General features: G+C 36.1%; 20 protein-coding genes. 17 read left to right on the top strand and 3 right to left on the bottom strand.

Translation table 11 applies throughout. The annotated features are described in order from the left end of the window. The first annotated feature begins 70 nt into the window (after positions 1-70). On the top strand, positions 71-1,117 hold the full coding sequence (thiL, locus tag AO58_RS0101205) for a thiamine-phosphate kinase (protein ID WP_024979968.1): 1,047 nt from the start codon (positions 71-73) through the stop codon (positions 1,115-1,117). A 331-nt stretch (positions 1,118-1,448) separates the two neighbouring features. Then, on the top strand, positions 1,449-2,642 hold the full coding sequence (locus tag AO58_RS17495; protein ID WP_024979969.1) for an AbiH family protein: 1,194 nt from the start codon (positions 1,449-1,451) through the stop codon (positions 2,640-2,642). Between the two features lie 275 nt (positions 2,643-2,917). On the opposite strand, the gene AO58_RS0101215 is transcribed toward AO58_RS17495, so the two are convergent. Both AO58_RS0101215 and AO58_RS0101220 read right to left on the bottom strand, forming a co-directional pair. After that, positions 2,918-3,718 (bottom strand): TIGR00266 family protein, encoded by an 801-nt coding sequence (locus AO58_RS0101215; RefSeq protein WP_024979970.1) that lies wholly within the window; start codon positions 3,716-3,718, stop codon positions 2,918-2,920. A gap of 157 nt (positions 3,719-3,875) precedes the next feature. Next, positions 3,876-5,168 (bottom strand): aminopeptidase P family protein, encoded by a 1,293-nt coding sequence (locus tag AO58_RS0101220; RefSeq protein WP_024979971.1) that lies wholly within the window; start codon positions 5,166-5,168, stop codon positions 3,876-3,878. A 286-nt stretch (positions 5,169-5,454) separates the two neighbouring features. Between AO58_RS0101220 and AO58_RS0101225 the strand changes: the two genes are divergently transcribed. From AO58_RS0101225 to AO58_RS0101255, 7 genes are all read left to right on the top strand, one after another. After that, the gene (locus AO58_RS0101225) at positions 5,455-6,615 is read left to right on the top strand and encodes a lycopene cyclase family protein (RefSeq protein WP_024979972.1); all 1,161 of its coding nucleotides are present in this window, start codon (positions 5,455-5,457) and stop codon (positions 6,613-6,615) included. A gap of 68 nt (positions 6,616-6,683) precedes the next feature. Beyond that, positions 6,684-7,028: a hypothetical protein gene (locus AO58_RS0101230; protein WP_024979973.1), complete on the top strand. Its 345-nt coding sequence runs from the start codon at positions 6,684-6,686 to the stop codon at positions 7,026-7,028. Between the two features lie 71 nt (positions 7,029-7,099). After that, the gene (locus AO58_RS0101235; RefSeq protein WP_024979974.1) at positions 7,100-9,487 is read left to right on the top strand and encodes a TonB-dependent receptor; all 2,388 of its coding nucleotides are present in this window, start codon (positions 7,100-7,102) and stop codon (positions 9,485-9,487) included. 10 nt (positions 9,488-9,497) lie between these two features. Next, entirely contained in the window at positions 9,498-10,055 is a 558-nt protein-coding gene (locus AO58_RS0101240; RefSeq protein ID WP_024979975.1) for a hypothetical protein, read from the top strand. Positions 10,056-10,261: 206 nt separating this feature from the next. Next, on the top strand, positions 10,262-11,032 hold the full coding sequence (locus tag AO58_RS0101245; RefSeq protein WP_024979976.1) for a threonine/serine exporter family protein: 771 nt from the start codon (positions 10,262-10,264) through the stop codon (positions 11,030-11,032). A 3-nt stretch (positions 11,033-11,035) separates the two neighbouring features. Further along, complete coding sequence (locus tag AO58_RS0101250; RefSeq protein ID WP_024979977.1) at positions 11,036-11,524, top strand: threonine/serine exporter family protein; 489 nt, start codon at positions 11,036-11,038, stop codon at positions 11,522-11,524. A gap of 103 nt (positions 11,525-11,627) precedes the next feature. Next, positions 11,628-11,942: an HPF/RaiA family ribosome-associated protein gene (locus tag AO58_RS0101255; RefSeq protein ID WP_024979978.1), complete on the top strand. Its 315-nt coding sequence runs from the start codon at positions 11,628-11,630 to the stop codon at positions 11,940-11,942. Between the two features lie 71 nt (positions 11,943-12,013). On the opposite strand, the gene AO58_RS0101260 is transcribed toward AO58_RS0101255, so the two are convergent. Further along, positions 12,014-12,553, bottom strand: coding sequence for a porin family protein (locus tag AO58_RS0101260; protein ID WP_024979979.1), 540 nt, complete (start codon positions 12,551-12,553; stop codon positions 12,014-12,016). Between the two features lie 158 nt (positions 12,554-12,711). On the opposite strand from AO58_RS0101260, the gene AO58_RS0101265 reads away from it, so the two are divergent. The 8 genes from AO58_RS0101265 to AO58_RS0101305 all read left to right on the top strand — a co-directional run bounded on the left by AO58_RS0101265 (position 12,712) and on the right by AO58_RS0101305 (position 17,916). Beyond that, positions 12,712-13,221, top strand: a complete 510-nt coding sequence (locus AO58_RS0101265) for a nuclear transport factor 2 family protein (RefSeq protein WP_024979980.1) — start codon at positions 12,712-12,714, stop codon at positions 13,219-13,221. Positions 13,222-13,650: 429 nt separating this feature from the next. Then, entirely contained in the window at positions 13,651-14,328 is a 678-nt protein-coding gene (gene trmB, locus AO58_RS0101270; protein ID WP_024979981.1) for a tRNA (guanosine(46)-N7)-methyltransferase TrmB, read from the top strand. Between the two features lie 23 nt (positions 14,329-14,351). After that, complete coding sequence (locus tag AO58_RS0101275) at positions 14,352-14,990, top strand: LysE family translocator (protein ID WP_024979982.1); 639 nt, start codon at positions 14,352-14,354, stop codon at positions 14,988-14,990. Between the two features lie 12 nt (positions 14,991-15,002). Next, positions 15,003-15,332 (top strand): MGMT family protein, encoded by a 330-nt coding sequence (locus AO58_RS0101280; RefSeq protein ID WP_024979983.1) that lies wholly within the window; start codon positions 15,003-15,005, stop codon positions 15,330-15,332. Between the two features lie 190 nt (positions 15,333-15,522). Next, positions 15,523-16,653, top strand: a complete 1,131-nt coding sequence (locus AO58_RS0101285) for an Mrp/NBP35 family ATP-binding protein (RefSeq protein ID WP_024979984.1) — start codon at positions 15,523-15,525, stop codon at positions 16,651-16,653. Between the two features lie 56 nt (positions 16,654-16,709). Further along, positions 16,710-16,949: a NifU family protein gene (locus AO58_RS0101290; protein ID WP_024979985.1), complete on the top strand. Its 240-nt coding sequence runs from the start codon at positions 16,710-16,712 to the stop codon at positions 16,947-16,949. Positions 16,950-17,106: 157 nt separating this feature from the next. Further along, positions 17,107-17,577 carry a hypothetical protein gene (locus AO58_RS0101300; RefSeq protein ID WP_139225550.1) on the top strand — a complete coding sequence of 157 codons (471 nt, stop codon included), beginning with the start codon at positions 17,107-17,109 and terminating at the stop codon, positions 17,575-17,577. A gap of 21 nt (positions 17,578-17,598) precedes the next feature. After that, positions 17,599-17,916 (top strand): 2Fe-2S iron-sulfur cluster-binding family protein, encoded by a 318-nt coding sequence (locus AO58_RS0101305; protein ID WP_035717200.1) that lies wholly within the window; start codon positions 17,599-17,601, stop codon positions 17,914-17,916. The last annotated feature ends 21 nt before the right edge of the window (positions 17,917-17,937 follow it).

The raw sequence follows: 17,937 nt of genomic DNA on the forward strand, positions 1-17,937 counted from the left end.
CCCTTGCAATAGCCACTGAAATTAGTGCAACATCTTCGTACCTTTGCTTTTTTTAAAATAATAGTTGAACATGATTGAAGATAAAAACCCACAACGCACTAGTATTGATCAGTTAGGAGAATTTGGATTAATCGATCACTTAACCCAAAAATTCGAAATTACGCAAGACTCTACTGTAAAAGGAATTGGTGACGATGCAGCCGTTTTAGATTTTGGCACTCGAAAAACACTAGTATCTACCGATTTGTTGATTGAAGGCGTGCATTTTGATTTGGCCTATATGCCTCTAAAACATTTAGGATACAAAGCCGTAGTGGTCAATCTATCCGACATTTGTGCCATGAACGCCAAACCTACCCAAATTACAGTTTCGGTAGCCGTGTCCAATCGTTTTCCTTTAGAGGCTTTGGAAGAATTGTATGACGGAATTGCCCGTGCTGCCCAAGAGTACAAAGTAGATGTGGTTGGAGGAGATACCACTTCGTCTCAAAAAGGAATGATTATCAGTATTACGGCATTAGGCGAGGCCGATGAAAATGAAATTGTATACCGAAATGGAGCTACTGCCACCGATTTGCTAGTGGTAACAGGCGATATTGGCGCAGCCTACATGGGCTTACAAGTGCTAGAGCGCGAGAAGCAAGTGTTCCAAGTCAACCCCAATTCGCAACCCGATTTAGACGCTTATACGTATTTGATTGAACGACAACTCAAACCCGAAGCACGAACGGATGTCCGAACATTATTGCATGCGCTAGAGATCAAACCTACAGCGATGATTGATGTTTCGGATGGCATTTCTTCCGAAATCATGCATTTGTGCAAACAGTCCAAGGTAGGTTGTAATTTGTATGAAGACAAATTGCCATTGGATCCACAACTTATCTCCGTGTGCGAAGAATTCAACATCGACAGTACCACCATTGCCATCAATGGAGGCGAAGATTACGAATTGCTGTTCACTATTCCAATTACGGATTTTGACAAAATTAAAGGCAATCCCAACTTTACCATTATTGGCCACATGACCGAAGCCAACGAAGGCATTCACTTGGTAACACGCGCCAACACTAAAATTGAATTGAAAGCTAGAGGCTGGAATGCTTTTAAAGAATAGATTTTAAAATTCGTCAAGTTTTTATATTCCCCAATACAATACCCCGAACAATCTAGTTTGGGGTATTTTTTTTGCTCAAAACGACAAGAAACTACAAATTTTAAATCTCATGATTTGGGCGTTACCACAAGGGTCGGGCTTTACGTTGCAATCTTTTTGAGGCAGAAAAAGCCTCAAAAAGGATTTCCACTGCAATTCCTAACAAAACACAGTAATTAATAGAACTAAGCCTTTTTTAGAAAATTGTTCCTTAGTCTACGGTAATAAATGAAGGCAAAAACTAAAGTTCAAATACCAAAAAGCCTATATTTGAGAAACGCATTTTTTGAATATGAATAGACTTTTTATAATTGGAAACGGATTTGATTTGGCTCATGGATTACCAACTTCGTATAAGCATTTTATAGATGATTTTTGGAGAAATTTCCGAGCAAGATGTAAAAGTGAGAAGTACAAAAATATGATTCTTACTGATGATGGTTATACTAGATATTACGAGGGGTATACAATTATTAAGAATTTTAATGATTTGAAGGATAATTTAAGAGATTACTCAAATGAGTATGGATATAGCTTTAATCTACAAGGATTAATTTGTAGAGATGGGAATAAGGTTGTTTTTCAATTTAACAATATTTTTTTTAAAATTATTACCGAGATGAATTCAGAGAATTGGGTTGATATTGAGAATTTATATTACAATATTTTAAAAAGTATTTTGAATAGTAATAGTAAAGTCCAATATAATTATCCATATGGGGTTAAGCGATTGAATGAGGAATTTGAACAAGTTAAAAATCTCTTAGAAGCTTATCTTGAAGAAAAAGTAGAAGCCATAAACGTAATTCCTGATATTGTTAATTTATTCAAAATTGAAAGCGCACTTAATAAATATGCTTTGGAATTTAGTAAAGAGGATTACAATGAATTGGAAGAGTTTTATACTAAATATAATCCAGATTTAGAGGAAGGTAAGAATGTTTTGAATTATTTTTTGAATTTTAATTACACAAGAACTATTGATAAATACATAAAGGAAACTAAGGAGCATAAAGCTTATCGGGAATTTGGTGATTTCACAAATATTCAGATACATGGGCGATTAAATGACAGAAATAATTTGGTTAATTTTGGTTTTGGTGATGAAATGGATGATGATTATAAGAGAATTGAAAATTTGGATGATAATGAATATTTAAAAAACTTCAAATCTTTTCAATATTTACAAAATTCTAATTATAAAAAACTATTGGATTTTATTGATACTAATAAATTTCAAGTTGTAATTCTTGGCCATTCTTGTGGTTTGTCTGATAGAACGCTGTTGAATACTATTTTTGAACATACTAATTGTAGGTCGATTAAGGTTTACTATCATCAAAAGGATGATGGTTCGGATAATTATACTGAGATTATTCAAAACATATCTCGACATTTTAATAAAAAGAAATTGATGAGAGAAAAAATAGTTAACAAAACTCTTTGTAAGCTTTTGCCTCAAATTCAACTTCCTTTAATAAAGTAAATACCTATAATTCAGATTTTGTTTTAAAGATGGTTTTTCGACTTTTTTGAATTCAAAATGTAACTTAATAAAGCCAAATGTTGGTTTTTAGCCCCGATTGCAGTGGAAATCCTTTTTTTACACCTGACAGGTTTCTAAAACCTGTTAGGTGTAAAAAAAGATTGTAGCGGAAAGCGGGACGATGTTTATAAAAAATCCCGATGCCTATTGCTCCTAAAAAAACACCCCAAAATTGGTGTCTTTTGGGGTAAGGTGTTTTTGAAATTTTTCTGTTATTAGAAGCGGTTATCGCCGTCTAGAAGATTGCCGAGTCCGCCTAAAAGGCTGCCTTCTTCACGGCTATTGCCGCCAGCTCTTGGGGCTGAAGCAATGATACGGTCGGCCAATCTAGAGAACGGAAGCGACTGAATGTACACTGTTCCAGGGCCACGCAAAGTCGCGTAAAACAAGCCTTCGCCACCAAAAAGAGAGTTTTTGATGCCGCCAATAAACTCGATATCATAATCGACATCTTGGGTGAAACCTACGATACAGCCGGTGTCTACTTTTAGGATTTCGCCAGGTTGTAATTCTTTTTTGGCTAAAGTTCCGCCTGAATGTACGAAAGCCATTCCGTCACCTTCTAGTTTTTGCATAATGAAACCTTCGCCACCAAAAAGGCCTGTGCCTAACTTTTTGGAGAATTCAATACCAACGGCTACGCCTTTGGCAGCGCAAAGGAATGCGTTCTTTTGGCAAATGAATTTTCCGCGAAATTGTCTCAAATCAATTGGAATGATTTTTCCGGGATAAGGTGAGGCAAAGGAGACTTTGCTTTTGTTGTAATTTTGATTGATAAAGGCGGTCATGAACAGACTTTCACCTGTTAAAACTCTTTTTCCTGCGCTTAGTAATTTGCCAAACAAACCCGTTTGTTGTTGGGAACCGTCTCCGAAAATGGTTTCCATTTGGATGCCATTGTCCATCATCATAAAACTTCCCGCCTCGGCAATGACAATTTCTTGTGGGTCGAGTTCTATTTCTACATATTGCATTTCTTCGCCATAAATATGGTAATCTATTTCGTGTGCTATCATGATTTTGTGTTTTAGGGTTTAAGGAATTAGTAAGTGGTTAAATTGAAATGTTACATTTTTGGGCATAAAAAAAACGGCATCCAGAACAGATGCCGTTAGTTGTATTTATTTTGAATTCTACTTTTTCGCGAGAATTAGTGTAATACGTGTTCTATTTTTATGCGTTCATTAAGCTTTCGATTTCGTCTGCTTCAATCGGAATGTTACGCATCAAATTGAACGGTTCTCCTGATTTTTGAATCACCACATCGTCTTCAATTCGGATACCGAAACCTTCGGCAGGAATATAAATTCCAGGTTCTACGGTAAACACCATATTGGCTTCCATTGGTTCGTGGAGCAATCCGTAATCGTGTGTGTCGAGTCCCATATGGTGCGAAGTCCCGTGCATAAAATATTTTTTGTAAGCTGGCCAATCAGGATTTTCGTTTTGAACGTCGGCTTTGTCAATCAGACCTAAACCTAATAATTCAGAAGTCATAATTTTGCCCACTTCTACGTGGTATTGTTTCCAAAGGGTACCCGGAGTAAGCATTTTTGTAGCTTCGTTTTTCACACGAAGAACTGCGTTGTACACGGCTTTTTGTCTTTCAGAATAGCGACCAGAAACGGGTATGGTACGGGTTAAATCGCTTGAATAATTGGCGTACTCTGCCGCTACATCTAGTAAAAGCAAGTCGCCCGCTTTGCATTGTTGGTTGTTTTCGATGTAATGCAATACATTGGCATTATTTCCAGAAGCGATAATGGGTGTGTAGGCAAACCCTTTAGAACGGTTGCGAACGAACTCGTGAATCAATTCGGCTTCTACCTCATATTCCATTACGTTAGGCTTCACAAACGAAAGCAAACGACGGAACCCTTTTTCGGTGATGTTACACGCTTGTTGGATTAAATCGATTTCTTCGGTTTCTTTTATGGAGCGAATGCGTTGCAAAATTGGGTTGCTTTTGGCTACGGTATGCGCTGGATATTGCGCTTTCCATTTTTTGATAAAACGGTCTTCGCGAGTTTCGGTTTCTACGGCTGAACGATAGTGTTCGTTGGTGTTGATGTACATCACTTCGGCATACATCATAATTTCTTTCAAGGTTTTGTCAAAATCTTGTAGCCAAAAAACTGTTTTGATTCCTGATACCTGAAACGCACGTTCTTTGGTTAGTTTTTCGCCTTCCCAAATCGCAATGTGCTCATTGGTTTCTCTCAAGAAAAGGATTTCTTTTAAGTGCTCGTAAGGCGCATCTGGGAATAATAACAAAATGCTTTCTTCTTGATCTACACCGGATAAATAGAAAATATCTCTATGTTGTGCAAAAGGTAAAGTGCTATCGGCAGAAACAGGATATATGTCGTTTGAATTAAAAACCGCTACGCTTTTCGGTTTCATTTGAGCAGTGAATTTTTCTCTGTTTTTTACAAAAAGCCCACTGTTTATTTGATGATATTTCATGACAACCAAATTATTTATTAGTAAAATTCAAAAATACTAACTTTACTATGATTTTTGTCTAAGAAAAAGAATTTTTAACGTTAGGATGTTTCTTGTACTCGTAAATCGTTGTTATGAGCAACAAGAAGCTAATAATGGTTAAAATTTGATGTTGTGTTTTAAAGCTATCGGTTTCTCAGATAAGCACAGATTAGTAGCGCTTTTTTTTACAATTAATCCAAGAGTAAAGGAATGGCAATTATGATAAATGCTCGTTAGGTAGTGTATAATTCTTTATTTTTGACGCATGGTACAAAACGAGTCACACAATTACGATTATATTTTTGCAGGAACAGGGCTAGCCGCTTTGATGACAGTATACAAAATGGTGCAATTGCCTTTTTTTGCTCAAAAAACCATTTTGTTGCTCGATGAACAACCCAAAGACAGCAATGATCGAACTTGGTGTTTTTGGTCTACGGAGCCAACGCAGTGGGAGCCTTCGGTGTCAAAACATTGGGACGTAGCTCATTTTGGCTGTCAATCGTTTGATCGTGATTTGGTTTTGTCGCCTTACCAATACCAAATGATTCGTGGAATCGATTTCTACCAACAGGTTTTGTCTAGTTTGCGTCAACACTCCAATGTAACTTTCGTATCCGAAAAAGTAGTTGCCATTGAAGAAACCGAGCAGCAAATTTTTGTCAAAACTAACCAAACGGTTTATTACGGAAAGCGCTTGTTTAATAGTATCTACCATCCTGAACTTGTAGCCAAACAGCAAAAGTATCCGGTGTTGCAACAGCATTTTATTGGATGGGTAGTACAAACCAAAGAAGCTGTTTTTATACCCGAAAAACCTACTTTTATGGATTTTTCGGTAGCACAAAAAGACAATACTCGTTTTATGTATGTGTTGCCAACTACTGCCCATCAGGCGTTGGTGGAGTATACGCTTTTTTCGTCACAATTGTTGCCGAAACAAGAATATGAAGCAGAAATACAAAAGTACCTTGCGCAATTGGGAGTTACCGATTACACTATTATTGAAAAGGAGCAAGGCAGTATTCCAATGACCAGCTATCCGTTTTGGAAATGGAATACTAAAAATGTGTTACACATCGGTACCGCTGGAGGTTGGACCAAAGCCAGCACGGGCTACACTTTTAAAAATGCAGACAAAAAATCGGAGGCTTTGGTGGCTTTTTTGCAAAATGAACAGCCATTTACTTTGTTTGGAAAACGCAACAAATTTTGGTGGTATGATCTGTTGCTGTTAGATATCTTGCATCGGAATAATGCCATAGGTAGTCATATTTTTTCGAAATTATTTCAAAAAGGAACACCTAGTTTGATTTTTAAATTTTTAGACGAAGACACTACTTTGATCGAAGACCTACAAGTGATTTGGAAGTGTCCTAAAATGCCTTTCATCAAGGCCTTGTTTCGGGTGCTGTTGTATCGCTAAAGTGTTTGGAGCGAGGGTGTTTTTTTTTAAAGTAACTTTTTCAATTGTTTTCTTTACATTTGCAGTTCATGAAAAACAAAGCTTTCATATCACGAATCCTTTTGCTGATTTTATTGGCAACTATGGTTTTTCAAACCAAGCACAGCTATTCCCATTTATTGGAGCAGTTGAATGTGGTGGTGTGTCATCATGATAGCGATCCTTCTACAAAGCAAATTACACATGCGCATCATTATACAGAGTCTTGTACGGTATGCGCCTTTTCTATTAGTAGTTTTTTGCCAGTTTCCCTTCTTTTTTGGGATACGGATACCATCATAACGATACCGAATGAGGTGTCGTTTTATGTAGCTTCCAAAGTAGTTTGCTATTCGGGAAGTCTATTTGCTTTACGCGCGCCCCCGCAAGCATAGTTTTTATTGCGTCATTTTCAGTTCTTGAAAATGATTTTAATCTCTCTTATTTTAATTTTTTGGATATAAAAATGCAAGCAAAAAGCTATAGCGTTTTCATGTTCTTTTGGTTTACTGCTGTTGTTTTTTCACAAAACAAAGTCAGCGGTACCATTACTACTGAAACGAAAAAAAGCCTTGAGGGCTGTCACGTACATATTGGTAATAAAACGGTAAACACCAACAAAAAAGGATTGTATGAAATTAAAGATTTGCCTTCGGGTAAGTTGAAAGTTTCAGTGTCCTATGTCGGCTATCAAACGATAGATACTTTGATCAATGTTACTGCCGATGCGCAATTTAATTTTGTAATGAAACAAAATACCGAGGCTTTGTATGAAGTATTGGTACAACAAAAGAATAGTGGCGCCAACGCATCATCGGTTGAACAAAAAGTAAAAGGTGCTACGATTGAAAAGTTTAGCAACCAATCATTGGGCGATGTGTTACAAGAAGTAGCTGGAGTCTCCGGACTAAAAACCGGAAGTACTGTGGTTAAACCTATAGTTAACGGTATGTTTGGAAGTAGAGTCCCCATTATCAATAATAATGTTAGGATGCAAGATCAAGAATGGGGAGCGGAGCACGCCCCTAATTTTGATGTGAATGCGGCAGCAAAAATTAGTGTCATTAAAGGCGCTTCGGGTTTGCAATATGGAGGCGATGCCGTGGGTGGATTGGTCATTATTGAACCTATGCAAGTCAAAAAAGACACCTTATTTGGTAGAACCATGTTCAATTTTGCTTCGAACGGTCGTGGCGGATCAGTAACGACTAGCGTTCACAAAGGCAATGAGTTGGGATGGAGTTGGAACGCATTGGCAACCTTCAAATACATGGGAGATCGTCAGGCACCAAATTATGTTTTGTCAAATACAGGTAACAGAGAAGGTAATTTCACGGGAGATATAAAATACACAGCCGATAATTATTTTGTGTCGGCCTATTATAGTTTGTATCAAACCACTATTGGAATTTTGAGTGCGTCTCATACCGGAAGTGTCAATGATTTGTATACTTCCATCAATAATTTACGTCCGTCGGTAATCAACGATTTTACCTATGCTATTGATAATCCAAAACAACAAGTTCAACATCATTTGGCCAAAATAAATTATAACTATTATTTTGACGAAACGGCGTCATTGGCAGCTCAATATGCTTTTCAGTTCAATAAGCGTTTAGAGTTTGATGTGCGTAGAGGCGATTTTAAAAATGTCGCAGCCTTGGATTTGGAATTGAGCAGTCATAATTTATCGGTTGATTTCAAAAAAGCGTATCACGATTGGCAATTGAAGTCAGGACTAAGTGCTGGATTTCAAAATAATTTTGCCAGTCCAGCTACAGGTATTCGTCCGTTGATTCCGAATTACGAAAAGCTAGATGCTGGAGTATACAGTGTGGCTAGTGTAGATTTGTCTGATGGTTTGGTTTTGGATGCAGGTTTACGATATGATTTTTCAAGTGTCAATGCCGCTAAGTTTTATCTTAAATCCAGATGGGAAGAAAGAGGCTATGATACGCTTTTTCCTGAATTTGAAGTCAAAGAAGAGGGTAATCAAATTTTGGCTAAGCCAAGTTTTACTTTTCATAATTTCTCCGCCAGCGTAGGGTTTAAAAAGACCTTCGCTACAAATTTGGAATGGTACACGAACTTAAGTTTGGCAACTAGAAACCCAAATCCTTCAGAGTTTTTTAGCGATGGTTTGCATCATTCAACAGGTGTTATCGAATTAGGCGATTTGTCTTTGAAAAAAGAGGAATCCCTTAAATTGTCGTCGACGGTACAGAAATCATGGCAAGACTTTTCATTATCCATCAATCCGTTTGTACATACAGTGAAAAATTATATTTTTTTGCGTCCCATCGGTGCGGAGACTACTATTAGAGGCGCTTTCCCAGTTTGGGAATACCAGCAAACGCAAGCTCTTTTGGGCGGTGTAGATGTGCAAACCAATTGGACATTGTCGCCGCAATGGCAACATCGTTTGACTATGGCCTACATTAAGGGTAACGATCTTGATAACAACGAGGCACTAATTGACATTCCTCCTTTTCATTTCACTAACACTATCGAATGGAGAAAAAAAGAATGGAACCAGTTAGTTCTAGAGTTAAAAAGCGAAGTGGTTTTTAGACAATCTCAATTTCCTAATAATAATTTTGAGGTCAACCTGATTGATGCTAATAACAATTCACAGCCAGCTATATTAGATATAAGTACACCGCCTCCAGGTTATCATTTGCTCCATTTTTATTCAGAAATGCAACTGCAATGGTTGCCTAAAACCCAAACGACCCTTGCTTTTTCCGTGCAAAATATATTCAATACAAAGTATAGAGATTATCTGAATCGCCAACGCTTCTTTGCAGATGAAGTTGGGCGAAATTTTCAAATTCAAATCAAATTCAATTATTAAATTCAATCCAATGAAAAATTTAAAACTTTTAGCCTTAGCAATAGTAACAATCCTTTCTTTTTCTTCTTGTAACAACGACGATCCCGAAGAAGTGAATGAAGAAGAATTAATCACCACAGTAACCACAACGCTAACGGCTGGTAGCAGTGTAATAACCTTAAAATCGGTAGATCTGGATGGAGAAGGGCCTAATAAGCCAGTTGTTACGGTGTCAGGAAGTTTAACGGCCAACACAACCTATAATGGTAAGACCACTTTTTTAAACGAAAGTGTTACACCAGCGGATAATATTACTCAAGAAATTCTCGAAGAAGGTGATGAGCATCAATTGTTTTATCAAGCACCAACGGCTATCGGTACCTTTGCCTATGGCGATCTGGATGAGGATGGAAAGCCGATTGGTTTAGTTTTTACCTTAAAAACGGGAACTACTCCAACAACTGGAACTATCGTGGTTACTTTGAAACACGAACCTAATAAAAATGCTGCTGGAGTAGCTACAGGCGATATTACCAATGCTGGTGGAGCAACCGATGCTGAGGTGCGATTTCCTGTTGAAGTGAAATAAGTACAAGCTATTAATGATTCAAAAAGGCGCTGCAAGTAATTGTAGCGCCTTTTTGATTGTTAAAAATATACTAAAATCTTACTAATAAATTCCTTGTGTTTTTCATGTTCTATCGATTGCGGTTGTTAATTTTGTGAAATAAAAGGCAAGTTTATTTAAAGGACTTTCAAAATAAGGTAATTTTGATACTCTATATTTAAATAATCATGGACGAAGTAGTAAAAGTAAGTAAATATGAGTTGGGAGAGATGCTCCTAGAAATTGGGTCGATGTTAATGGTCTCAGGTGCCAACACCGAACGAATTAAGGTTACTATTAGTAGAATTGCACGTGCCTTTGGATGCGATTCAGAACTTTTAATCACCAATCATGCTTTGATGATCACCTTGAATTATCAGGATAAGCATAAAACGTTTACCAATGTAAAATGGGTGCCAAACATGCATCTGAATTTCAATTTGATTTCAGACATAAGTATTATGAGTTGGCGTATTGTTTTGGAAAAATGGAGTGTGGAACGGGTTAATCAAGAATTAACCACTTTAAATCGAAAGCCTCTTTATCCTAGATTTTTAGTGTTGACAATGGTAGCTTTAGCAGGAGCTTCTTTTTGTCGTCTATCCGGAGGAGATTTTATTGAGATGATAGCTTGCTTTACGGCTTCGTTCTCTGGGCTTTATGTTAGACAAGAAGCCATGAAAATGAAATTTAATTTCTATTTATGTGTGTTTTTTGGAGCAGCTACGGCCGCAATTGTATCTGGGTTTTATTTTTATTTTAATCCGCAGCTTACTTATATACACGCATTTTCTACTTCTGTTTTATTTTTAATTCCCGGAGTACCTATGATGAATGCTGTCGCAGATTTAATTGATGGGAATATTTTGAATGGAATTACCAGAGGGATGAATGTGTTGATTATAGCGTTTGCTATAGCATTAGGGTTGTTAATGGGATTGTTAATTTATAATTTCTAAATCATGGATATACTTGCATTATTAGAGAAAGGGATTTGGTTGGGTTGTGCTGCACTTGGTTTTGGTATGTTGTTCAATGTGCCCAAAAGAGCTTTGTTTCCCATTTATTTAATAGGAGCTTTAGGTGGACTGATGAAGTTTTTTATGTTAGAGTTTGAAATCGGTATAGTCTTAGCGGTACTTTGTGGCGCAAGCTTGATTGGTTTTTTAAGTGTTTTTGCAGCCCATAATTTCAAATGTCCTCCCGTTACTTTTTCAATTCCAGCGGTTATCCCAATGATTCCTGGGTTGTTTGCTTATAAATCTATGATTGGTGTAATTAAACTTACTTCTGAGAAAGATCCAACGGAGTACACGAAAGTTTTTTTTGAAGCATTAAATAATGGTTTGACTGCTTTATTTGTTTTAATCGTTTTAGCCACAGGAGTTGCGGTACCTTTATTGGTTTCACGAAAGGCAACAGTGAAAAGACTACAAGCTAACGATAAATAGAAATGTTTTTTTCTGGTTTTTTATGTCCTAAATTTTTGCTAATTCAGTAGCTTTTTTCTTCTCTATTTGGTATATTTGAGTACTAACAAAAAATATAGTAACGATGAAAGTTCAAATTAACACCGACAAACATATCGAAGGACACGAAAGAGTAGAAGCTTATTTTTCTGGAGAAATTACTAAAACACTTGGTCGTTTTGAAGACAAAATAACACGAGTTGAGGTTCATTTTGGGGATGAAAACAGTAACAAATCAGGAATCGATGATAAACGTTGCTTGATTGAAGTACGCCCAGTTAATAGTCAACCCATTGCTGTAACCGAACACTCAAGTACTATTGAAAAAGCTTTTCACGGAGCCATAGATAAAGTAAAACGTTCCTTAACGACTACTTTCGAAAAACAAAAAGCATATTAATAAGTAAACGCATAAAAAAAGGCAATGTTCTATTTGTAGAACATTGCCTTTTTTTATGTTTAAACTTGTGATTAGAATGTTAAAGCAGCACCTAATTGAAATACTTGATTTTTAGCATCACTGTTTTTAATAACTTCATTAAAACTACTAATATATCTAGCGTTGACAGATAGCCCAAAAGGAAGATTGATCGAAGCTCCAAAAGCCCATGCGGCATCAAATGTTTTAAAATCAGGATTGCCCAATCCTTTTATGTCATCACTTACTTTGAACCCAAATTGAGGGCCAGTTTCAATGCTTACAATTTTTAAAGCATACAATTTTGCCAAAATAGGTACTTGAATGTAGCTTAAATCAATGTCAGATACCGCAGTACTAAAACCTTGCTTAGAAAACTGTACCTCGGGTTGGATATATAACAATTTGTCCAAAAGAGGTACTTCTTTGTAAAGCCCTACGTAGTATCCGTCTCTATTAGAGGTATTACCTAATTTTCCCTCGCTTACATTCGAGAAGTTATATCCTGCGCGAACGCCAATTCCTTGTGCGAAAGCAGATTGAGTCAGTCCAAGTAAAAGGAAGGCTGCAAATAAAGATTGAATCGTTTTCATAATTAATATTTTTTTAATTGTTTTACAGGCCAAATTTATAGTAAAAAAGGCGAACTTAATTTGTTGAGCTGTTTTTTTAGAATTTTATAACGTTTTGATTAAACTTGTCTTAAAGTGTTTATTTTTGTAATCAAAGTAACAATAAATTGTTGTATGTCATGAAAAAATTTAGTTTATCAATACTGATTTTAGTCCTAGGAGTTGTTTCATCTTATGCGCAAACGGAAGCAACAGCACAGCAACAAGTCACTTCTGTTTTAGATTCATGGCACAAAGCAGCCGCTCAAGCACAATTTGATGCTTATTTTGGATTAATGACCAATGATGCCATCTTTATTGGTACCGACGCGAATGAGAATTGGAACAAAACCGCTTTTCAAGCTTTTGCAAAGCCTTATTTCGATAAAGGAAAAGCATGGAATTTTACGGCCATAGAGCGACATGTTTACATAGATAAAAGCGGAACCCTAGCGTGGTTTGATGAGCTGCTTAGTACACAAATGAAAATTTGCCGCGGTTCGGGTGTGTTGGTGAAAGTAGGGGATTCTTGGAAAATTCAACACTATGTACTATCAATGACCGTCCCAAATGAGAACGTAGACGAAGTGGTAAAAATCAAAACACCTATAGAAGATGGGGTTATGAAGCAACTAACCGTTAAAGAATAAAACGGTTTTGTCAGCGCATTAGCATTTAAAAATAAGTTAGCCACGACCCGAATGATAGCGAATACAATGTCCTTAAGTTAAGATGAAAAAGAAAAAAATAGCACGCAGATTCAACGGATTTTAACTGATTTTTCTGTGTAAATCTGCGAAATCTGCGTGAAAACAAAAAGAGTAATTTCTAACTTAATGACATTGATAGCGCATAGGCGAAGCAATAGCACAATTTGTCACTAATTGTCATTGAAATTGATACTGAAAGACATGAATACCCTTAACTATAATAATTCGTGTTATTAAAACAGATTGTAATTATTGATTTAGTAGTGAATTCGTGGCGGAAATTTTATAAGCGAACGTCCTTGTTTTTTGTAAAGCAAAGCGAGCCATCGAATTTAATTGCTTATTTTTGCACAAAATAGCAATTATAAAGTGGGAAGTAAAAATAAATTAAAACGATTTAAGGAAAACGAAACGTTCGAGAACGTATTTCAACCAACAAGAGAAGAAGTAGTAGGAGAATTGTTTCCTCTGAAAGGAAAATGGAATACTGAATTTTTCAAAAACGACAATCCATTAGTACTAGAATTAGGTTGCGGAAAAGGAGAGTATTCTGTAGGTTTAGCTGAACGTTATCCTAACAAAAATTTTATTGGTATCGATATCAAGGGTGCTCGATTTTGGAGAGGCGCCAAAACCGCTGTCGACTCAGGCATGCATAATGTAGCTTTTGTTAGAACCCAAATTGAATTAATCAATCATATTTTTGCCGAAAATGAAGTAGATGAAATTTGGATTACTTTTCCTGACCCACAAATCAAATACAAGAGAACGAAGCATCGTATGACGAACTCAGAGTTCTTACAATTGTATAAAAAAATCCTGAAAAAAGAAGGTATCGTTAATCTAAAAACCGATTCAGAATTCATGCATGGTTATACTTTAGGACTTTTGCATGGAGAAGGACATGAAGTGTTGTATGCGAATCATAACGTGTATAAAAACGAAGGAAGTCCTGAGGAGGTTACGGCCTTTCAAACCTTTTATGAAAAACAGTATTTAGCGGTTAACAAAGCCATCACTTTTATCAGGTTCAAAATTAAACCTTAGTCAATTATCGTTTTGAAAAGTATATGCATATAGTCGGACTCTTTTTTTTAGGATTTATTAGCGCTTTTGTAGGGATTTCTCCTCCGGGATTAATCAATATGACGGCCGTTAAAGTGAATCTAAAAGAAGGGAAACGAACAGCGATGTGGTTTGTGCTAGGTGCCGTTCTGGTTATTTTTATACAAACCTTTTTGGCGCTTTTATTTGCACGAGTTTTGGATAAGAGTCCGGCCTTGCTATTGTTGTTTCGTGAAATTGGCTGTGTAATTTTTGCTTTACTCACTGTTTATTTTCTTTTGGTGGCCAAAAAGCCAAAAATCAAAGAGGGTAATATTAAAAAGTACAGTAAAAAATCTCGTTTCTTTTTAGGGATTTTACTATCTGCGCTAAATTTTTTCCCTATTCCTTACTATGTTTTGTTAGGAATAACTTTTGCTTCCTATCATTTGTTTTCTTTTGACATTACTTCCATTCTGATTTTTGTATTGGGTGTGGTTTCTGGAGCTTTTATGGTTTTTTATGGCTATGTGTTTTTTTTTAATAAAATAGAAGCTAAAGCTGGTTTTTTCCTGCAAAACATGAACACTCTAATCGGAAGTGTTACAGGGATCATGACGCTACTCACCTTGTATAATATTATGGATTCTTACGGTTTATTTTAAAAATGGTACGTAATGCTTGAGCCAAGTTTTTTCGAAAGAGTATACGTTATTGTACGTCAAATTCCCCACGGAAAAGTGACCTCTTATGGTGCTATTGCAAAAGCTTTAGGCACTGCTCGTTCGGCAAGAATGGTAGGTTGGGCGATGAATGCATCACATCATCTAGAAGATGTCCCAGCGCATCGTGTCGTGAATCGAAAAGGACTTCTTACGGGCAAGCTTCATTTTGATGGAACAAATTTGATGCAACAATTGCTGGAGAATGAAGGTATTGTAGTTAAAAACAATCAGATAGTAAATTTCGAAGCCTGTTTTTGGGAACCGCCTTTGACTCAAGAATAATTCTTTTGCGTTTTTTAGTGAAAAGACCGACGGCTTAAATTTTTCTTAAAACACTACTTTTAAAGTGATTTCTCTTATTTTTCTATCAATTATTTCAATTTTTTACTAATTGAATACAAGAATTAACCATTATCTTTGTGTCTCGAAAAAAACATCTTGTTTAAGATCAATTCAGATAAACATTTAATTCATGAAACTAGATAGAAAAGAAATATTAAAAGCATTAGAGACCATTACAATAGCTGGAGAAGGAAAAAACATGGTGGAAAGCGGCGCTATTGCCAATGTAGTTACTTTTGGAGACGAAGTAATAGTCGATTTAGTATTGCACACTCCTGCAATGCACATTAAAAAAAGAGCGGAAGATGATATTAAAAAAGTTATTTTAGAAAAAATAGCTGCTGAAGCTAAAGTTAAAATTAATACTAAAGTTGAAGTACCAGACAAACCTGAAATTAAAGGGAAAGCCATTCCTGGAATAAAAAATATTATTGCTGTTGCCTCAGGAAAAGGGGGTGTTGGAAAATCAACAGTTACTGCTAATCTTGCAGTTTCTTTAGCCAAAATGGGCTTTAGTGTTGGGGTTTTAGATGCTGATATCTATGGGCCTTCTATGCCTATTATGTTTGATGTTGAAAACGAAAAACCGCTCTCGGTTGAAGTAGATGGAAAATCTAAAATGAAACCGGTAGAAAGTTATGAAATAAAAATACTTTCCATTGGGTTTTTTACTTCACCAAGTCAAGCAGTGATTTGGAGAGGTCCTATGGCTTCTAAAGCGTTAAATCAAATGATTTTTGATGCGGATTGGGGAGAATTAGACTTTATGTTAATTGACTTGCCTCCTGGAACAGGTGATATTCATTTGTCCATCATGCAGTCTTTACCAGTAACTGGTGCTGTGGTGGTGAGTACGCCTCAAGCGGTTGCTTTGGCAGATGCTAGAAAAGGAGTAGCTATGTTTATGTCAGAAGCTATTAATGTTCCAGTTTTAGGAATTATTGAGAATATGGCTTATTTCACACCAGCAGAGCTTCCTGATAATAAATATTATATCTTTGGTGAAGCAGGTGCACGTGACTTAGCAACTGATTTAGGGGTACCTTTCTTGGGAGAAGTGCCTATCGTTCAATCTATTCGTGAATCAGGTGATTATGGGCGTCCAGCAGCTTTACAAACCGACTCAGTTGTTGGGGCTGTTTTTGAAAGTATTACACGAAATGTGGTGCAAGAAACGGTAAATAGAAATGAACATTTGCCAGCTACCGAGGCCATTAAAATAACCACAATGGCAGGCTGTTCTGAAGTAAAAAAGAAATAATAATTACAATACCACCATCAGAAATATACTTTGATGGTGGTAGTAAATACAATACTATGACAACAGAAGAATTAACCGAAAATGTAATGAGAGCATTAGATGAAATAAGACCTTTTCTTAAATCAGATGGAGGGGATATTTCTCTAATTTCAATCGAAGAAGATAAACATGTAAAGGTTAGACTCGAAGGCGCTTGCACTAGCTGCAGTGTTAATCAAATGACATTGCGTGCGGGTGTAGAAACTACAATAAAGAAATTTGCCCCTCAGATAGAAACAGTGGTAAATGTCATGTAAATATTCCGTGCTGTGTTTTTTATAAAATAGTCTTATTTTTGAGTTTTTAGGTGATTTTTTAATATATTTTTAGTAAAATTATTAAGAATAGTGTAGATTGTTTTTTGTTTGTTTTAAGAAAAAACTATATTTGAGTTATATCTTTAAATGGACAGTTATGAAAAAGCATTACTTTTTTTTTATCTTGATATTGTCTCTTTTCAAGAGTCATGCACAAGAAATGATTCAAGAGGCAGTAGTTAGCAAATCGTATGTTGGGTATGATGGAGAATGGCAAAATACTTCATTTAAAACACCAGTAATTGTCCACTCGAATCGGTTAGGTTTTTTAAAAATTTCTGGTGCCGATTTTTTAATCAAACTCAGTGGCGATAAAGCTAAAATGGAAGAAAACACGGCGTATGATTCTGCAGAATTAACTTCTCAAGAATTAGTGAATACCAAAAATGAGAAAAATGGTTTGGTAAGTTCTACCTATAAAGGGAAATTAGTTTACAAAACTATTGATGGAGTCTACACACCAGACGTTTCTGTAGTATATACCATAAATCAAGCGGACATACTTCGTTTAAAAATAAGTAATAATAAAAATAGTAAAGAATATATTTTAGATCTCGAGATCAAATAAATAATTAAGGAATTTTAAATAATGGATGTTTTAATAAAGATTAAAGATAGAGAAGGGGTTGTTCACGAATTACAAGCGCCAACAGATATGGCAATGAACATTATGGAATTGTGCAAAGCCTATGAGTTGCCAGTTGAAGGAACTTGTGGTGGTATGGCCATGTGTGCTTCTTGCCAGTGTTATGTGCTCAATGATGTTGAATTACCACCTATGGGTGATGATGAAGAAGCCATGCTATCTGAAGCTTTTTATGTAAAATCCAATAGCCGTTTAGGTTGTCAAATTCCAATAACGGAAAGCCTTGAAGGTCTTGAGTTAGAATTGGCTCCAGAAAATTAATAGTTAAGCCCTGTCGATAAG

It is taken from the genome of Flavobacterium succinicans LMG 10402 (assembly GCF_000611675.1).
Lineage (GTDB): Bacteria > Bacteroidota > Bacteroidia > Flavobacteriales > Flavobacteriaceae > Flavobacterium > Flavobacterium succinicans.

Coding starts and splice junctions, on each gene's coding strand:
- thiL (WP_024979968.1), top strand. CDS start 71: ATGATTGAAGATAAAAACCCACAACGCACTAGTATTGATCAGTTAGGA.
- AO58_RS17495 (WP_024979969.1), top strand. CDS start 1,449: ATGAATAGACTTTTTATAATTGGAAACGGATTTGATTTGGCTCATGGA.
- AO58_RS0101215 (WP_024979970.1), bottom strand. CDS start 3,718: ATGATAGCACACGAAATAGATTACCATATTTATGGCGAAGAAATGCAA.
- AO58_RS0101220 (WP_024979971.1), bottom strand. CDS start 5,168: ATGAAATATCATCAAATAAACAGTGGGCTTTTTGTAAAAAACAGAGAA.
- AO58_RS0101225 (WP_024979972.1), top strand. CDS start 5,455: ATGGTACAAAACGAGTCACACAATTACGATTATATTTTTGCAGGAACA.
- AO58_RS0101230 (WP_024979973.1), top strand. CDS start 6,684: ATGAAAAACAAAGCTTTCATATCACGAATCCTTTTGCTGATTTTATTG.
- AO58_RS0101235 (WP_024979974.1), top strand. CDS start 7,100: ATGCAAGCAAAAAGCTATAGCGTTTTCATGTTCTTTTGGTTTACTGCT.
- AO58_RS0101240 (WP_024979975.1), top strand. CDS start 9,498: ATGAAAAATTTAAAACTTTTAGCCTTAGCAATAGTAACAATCCTTTCT.
- AO58_RS0101245 (WP_024979976.1), top strand. CDS start 10,262: ATGGACGAAGTAGTAAAAGTAAGTAAATATGAGTTGGGAGAGATGCTC.
- AO58_RS0101250 (WP_024979977.1), top strand. CDS start 11,036: ATGGATATACTTGCATTATTAGAGAAAGGGATTTGGTTGGGTTGTGCT.
- AO58_RS0101255 (WP_024979978.1), top strand. CDS start 11,628: ATGAAAGTTCAAATTAACACCGACAAACATATCGAAGGACACGAAAGA.
- AO58_RS0101260 (WP_024979979.1), bottom strand. CDS start 12,553: ATGAAAACGATTCAATCTTTATTTGCAGCCTTCCTTTTACTTGGACTG.
- AO58_RS0101265 (WP_024979980.1), top strand. CDS start 12,712: ATGAAAAAATTTAGTTTATCAATACTGATTTTAGTCCTAGGAGTTGTT.
- AO58_RS0101275 (WP_024979982.1), top strand. CDS start 14,352: ATGCATATAGTCGGACTCTTTTTTTTAGGATTTATTAGCGCTTTTGTA.
- AO58_RS0101280 (WP_024979983.1), top strand. CDS start 15,003: ATGCTTGAGCCAAGTTTTTTCGAAAGAGTATACGTTATTGTACGTCAA.
- AO58_RS0101285 (WP_024979984.1), top strand. CDS start 15,523: ATGAAACTAGATAGAAAAGAAATATTAAAAGCATTAGAGACCATTACA.
- AO58_RS0101290 (WP_024979985.1), top strand. CDS start 16,710: ATGACAACAGAAGAATTAACCGAAAATGTAATGAGAGCATTAGATGAA.
- AO58_RS0101300 (WP_139225550.1), top strand. CDS start 17,107: ATGAAAAAGCATTACTTTTTTTTTATCTTGATATTGTCTCTTTTCAAG.
- AO58_RS0101305 (WP_035717200.1), top strand. CDS start 17,599: ATGGATGTTTTAATAAAGATTAAAGATAGAGAAGGGGTTGTTCACGAA.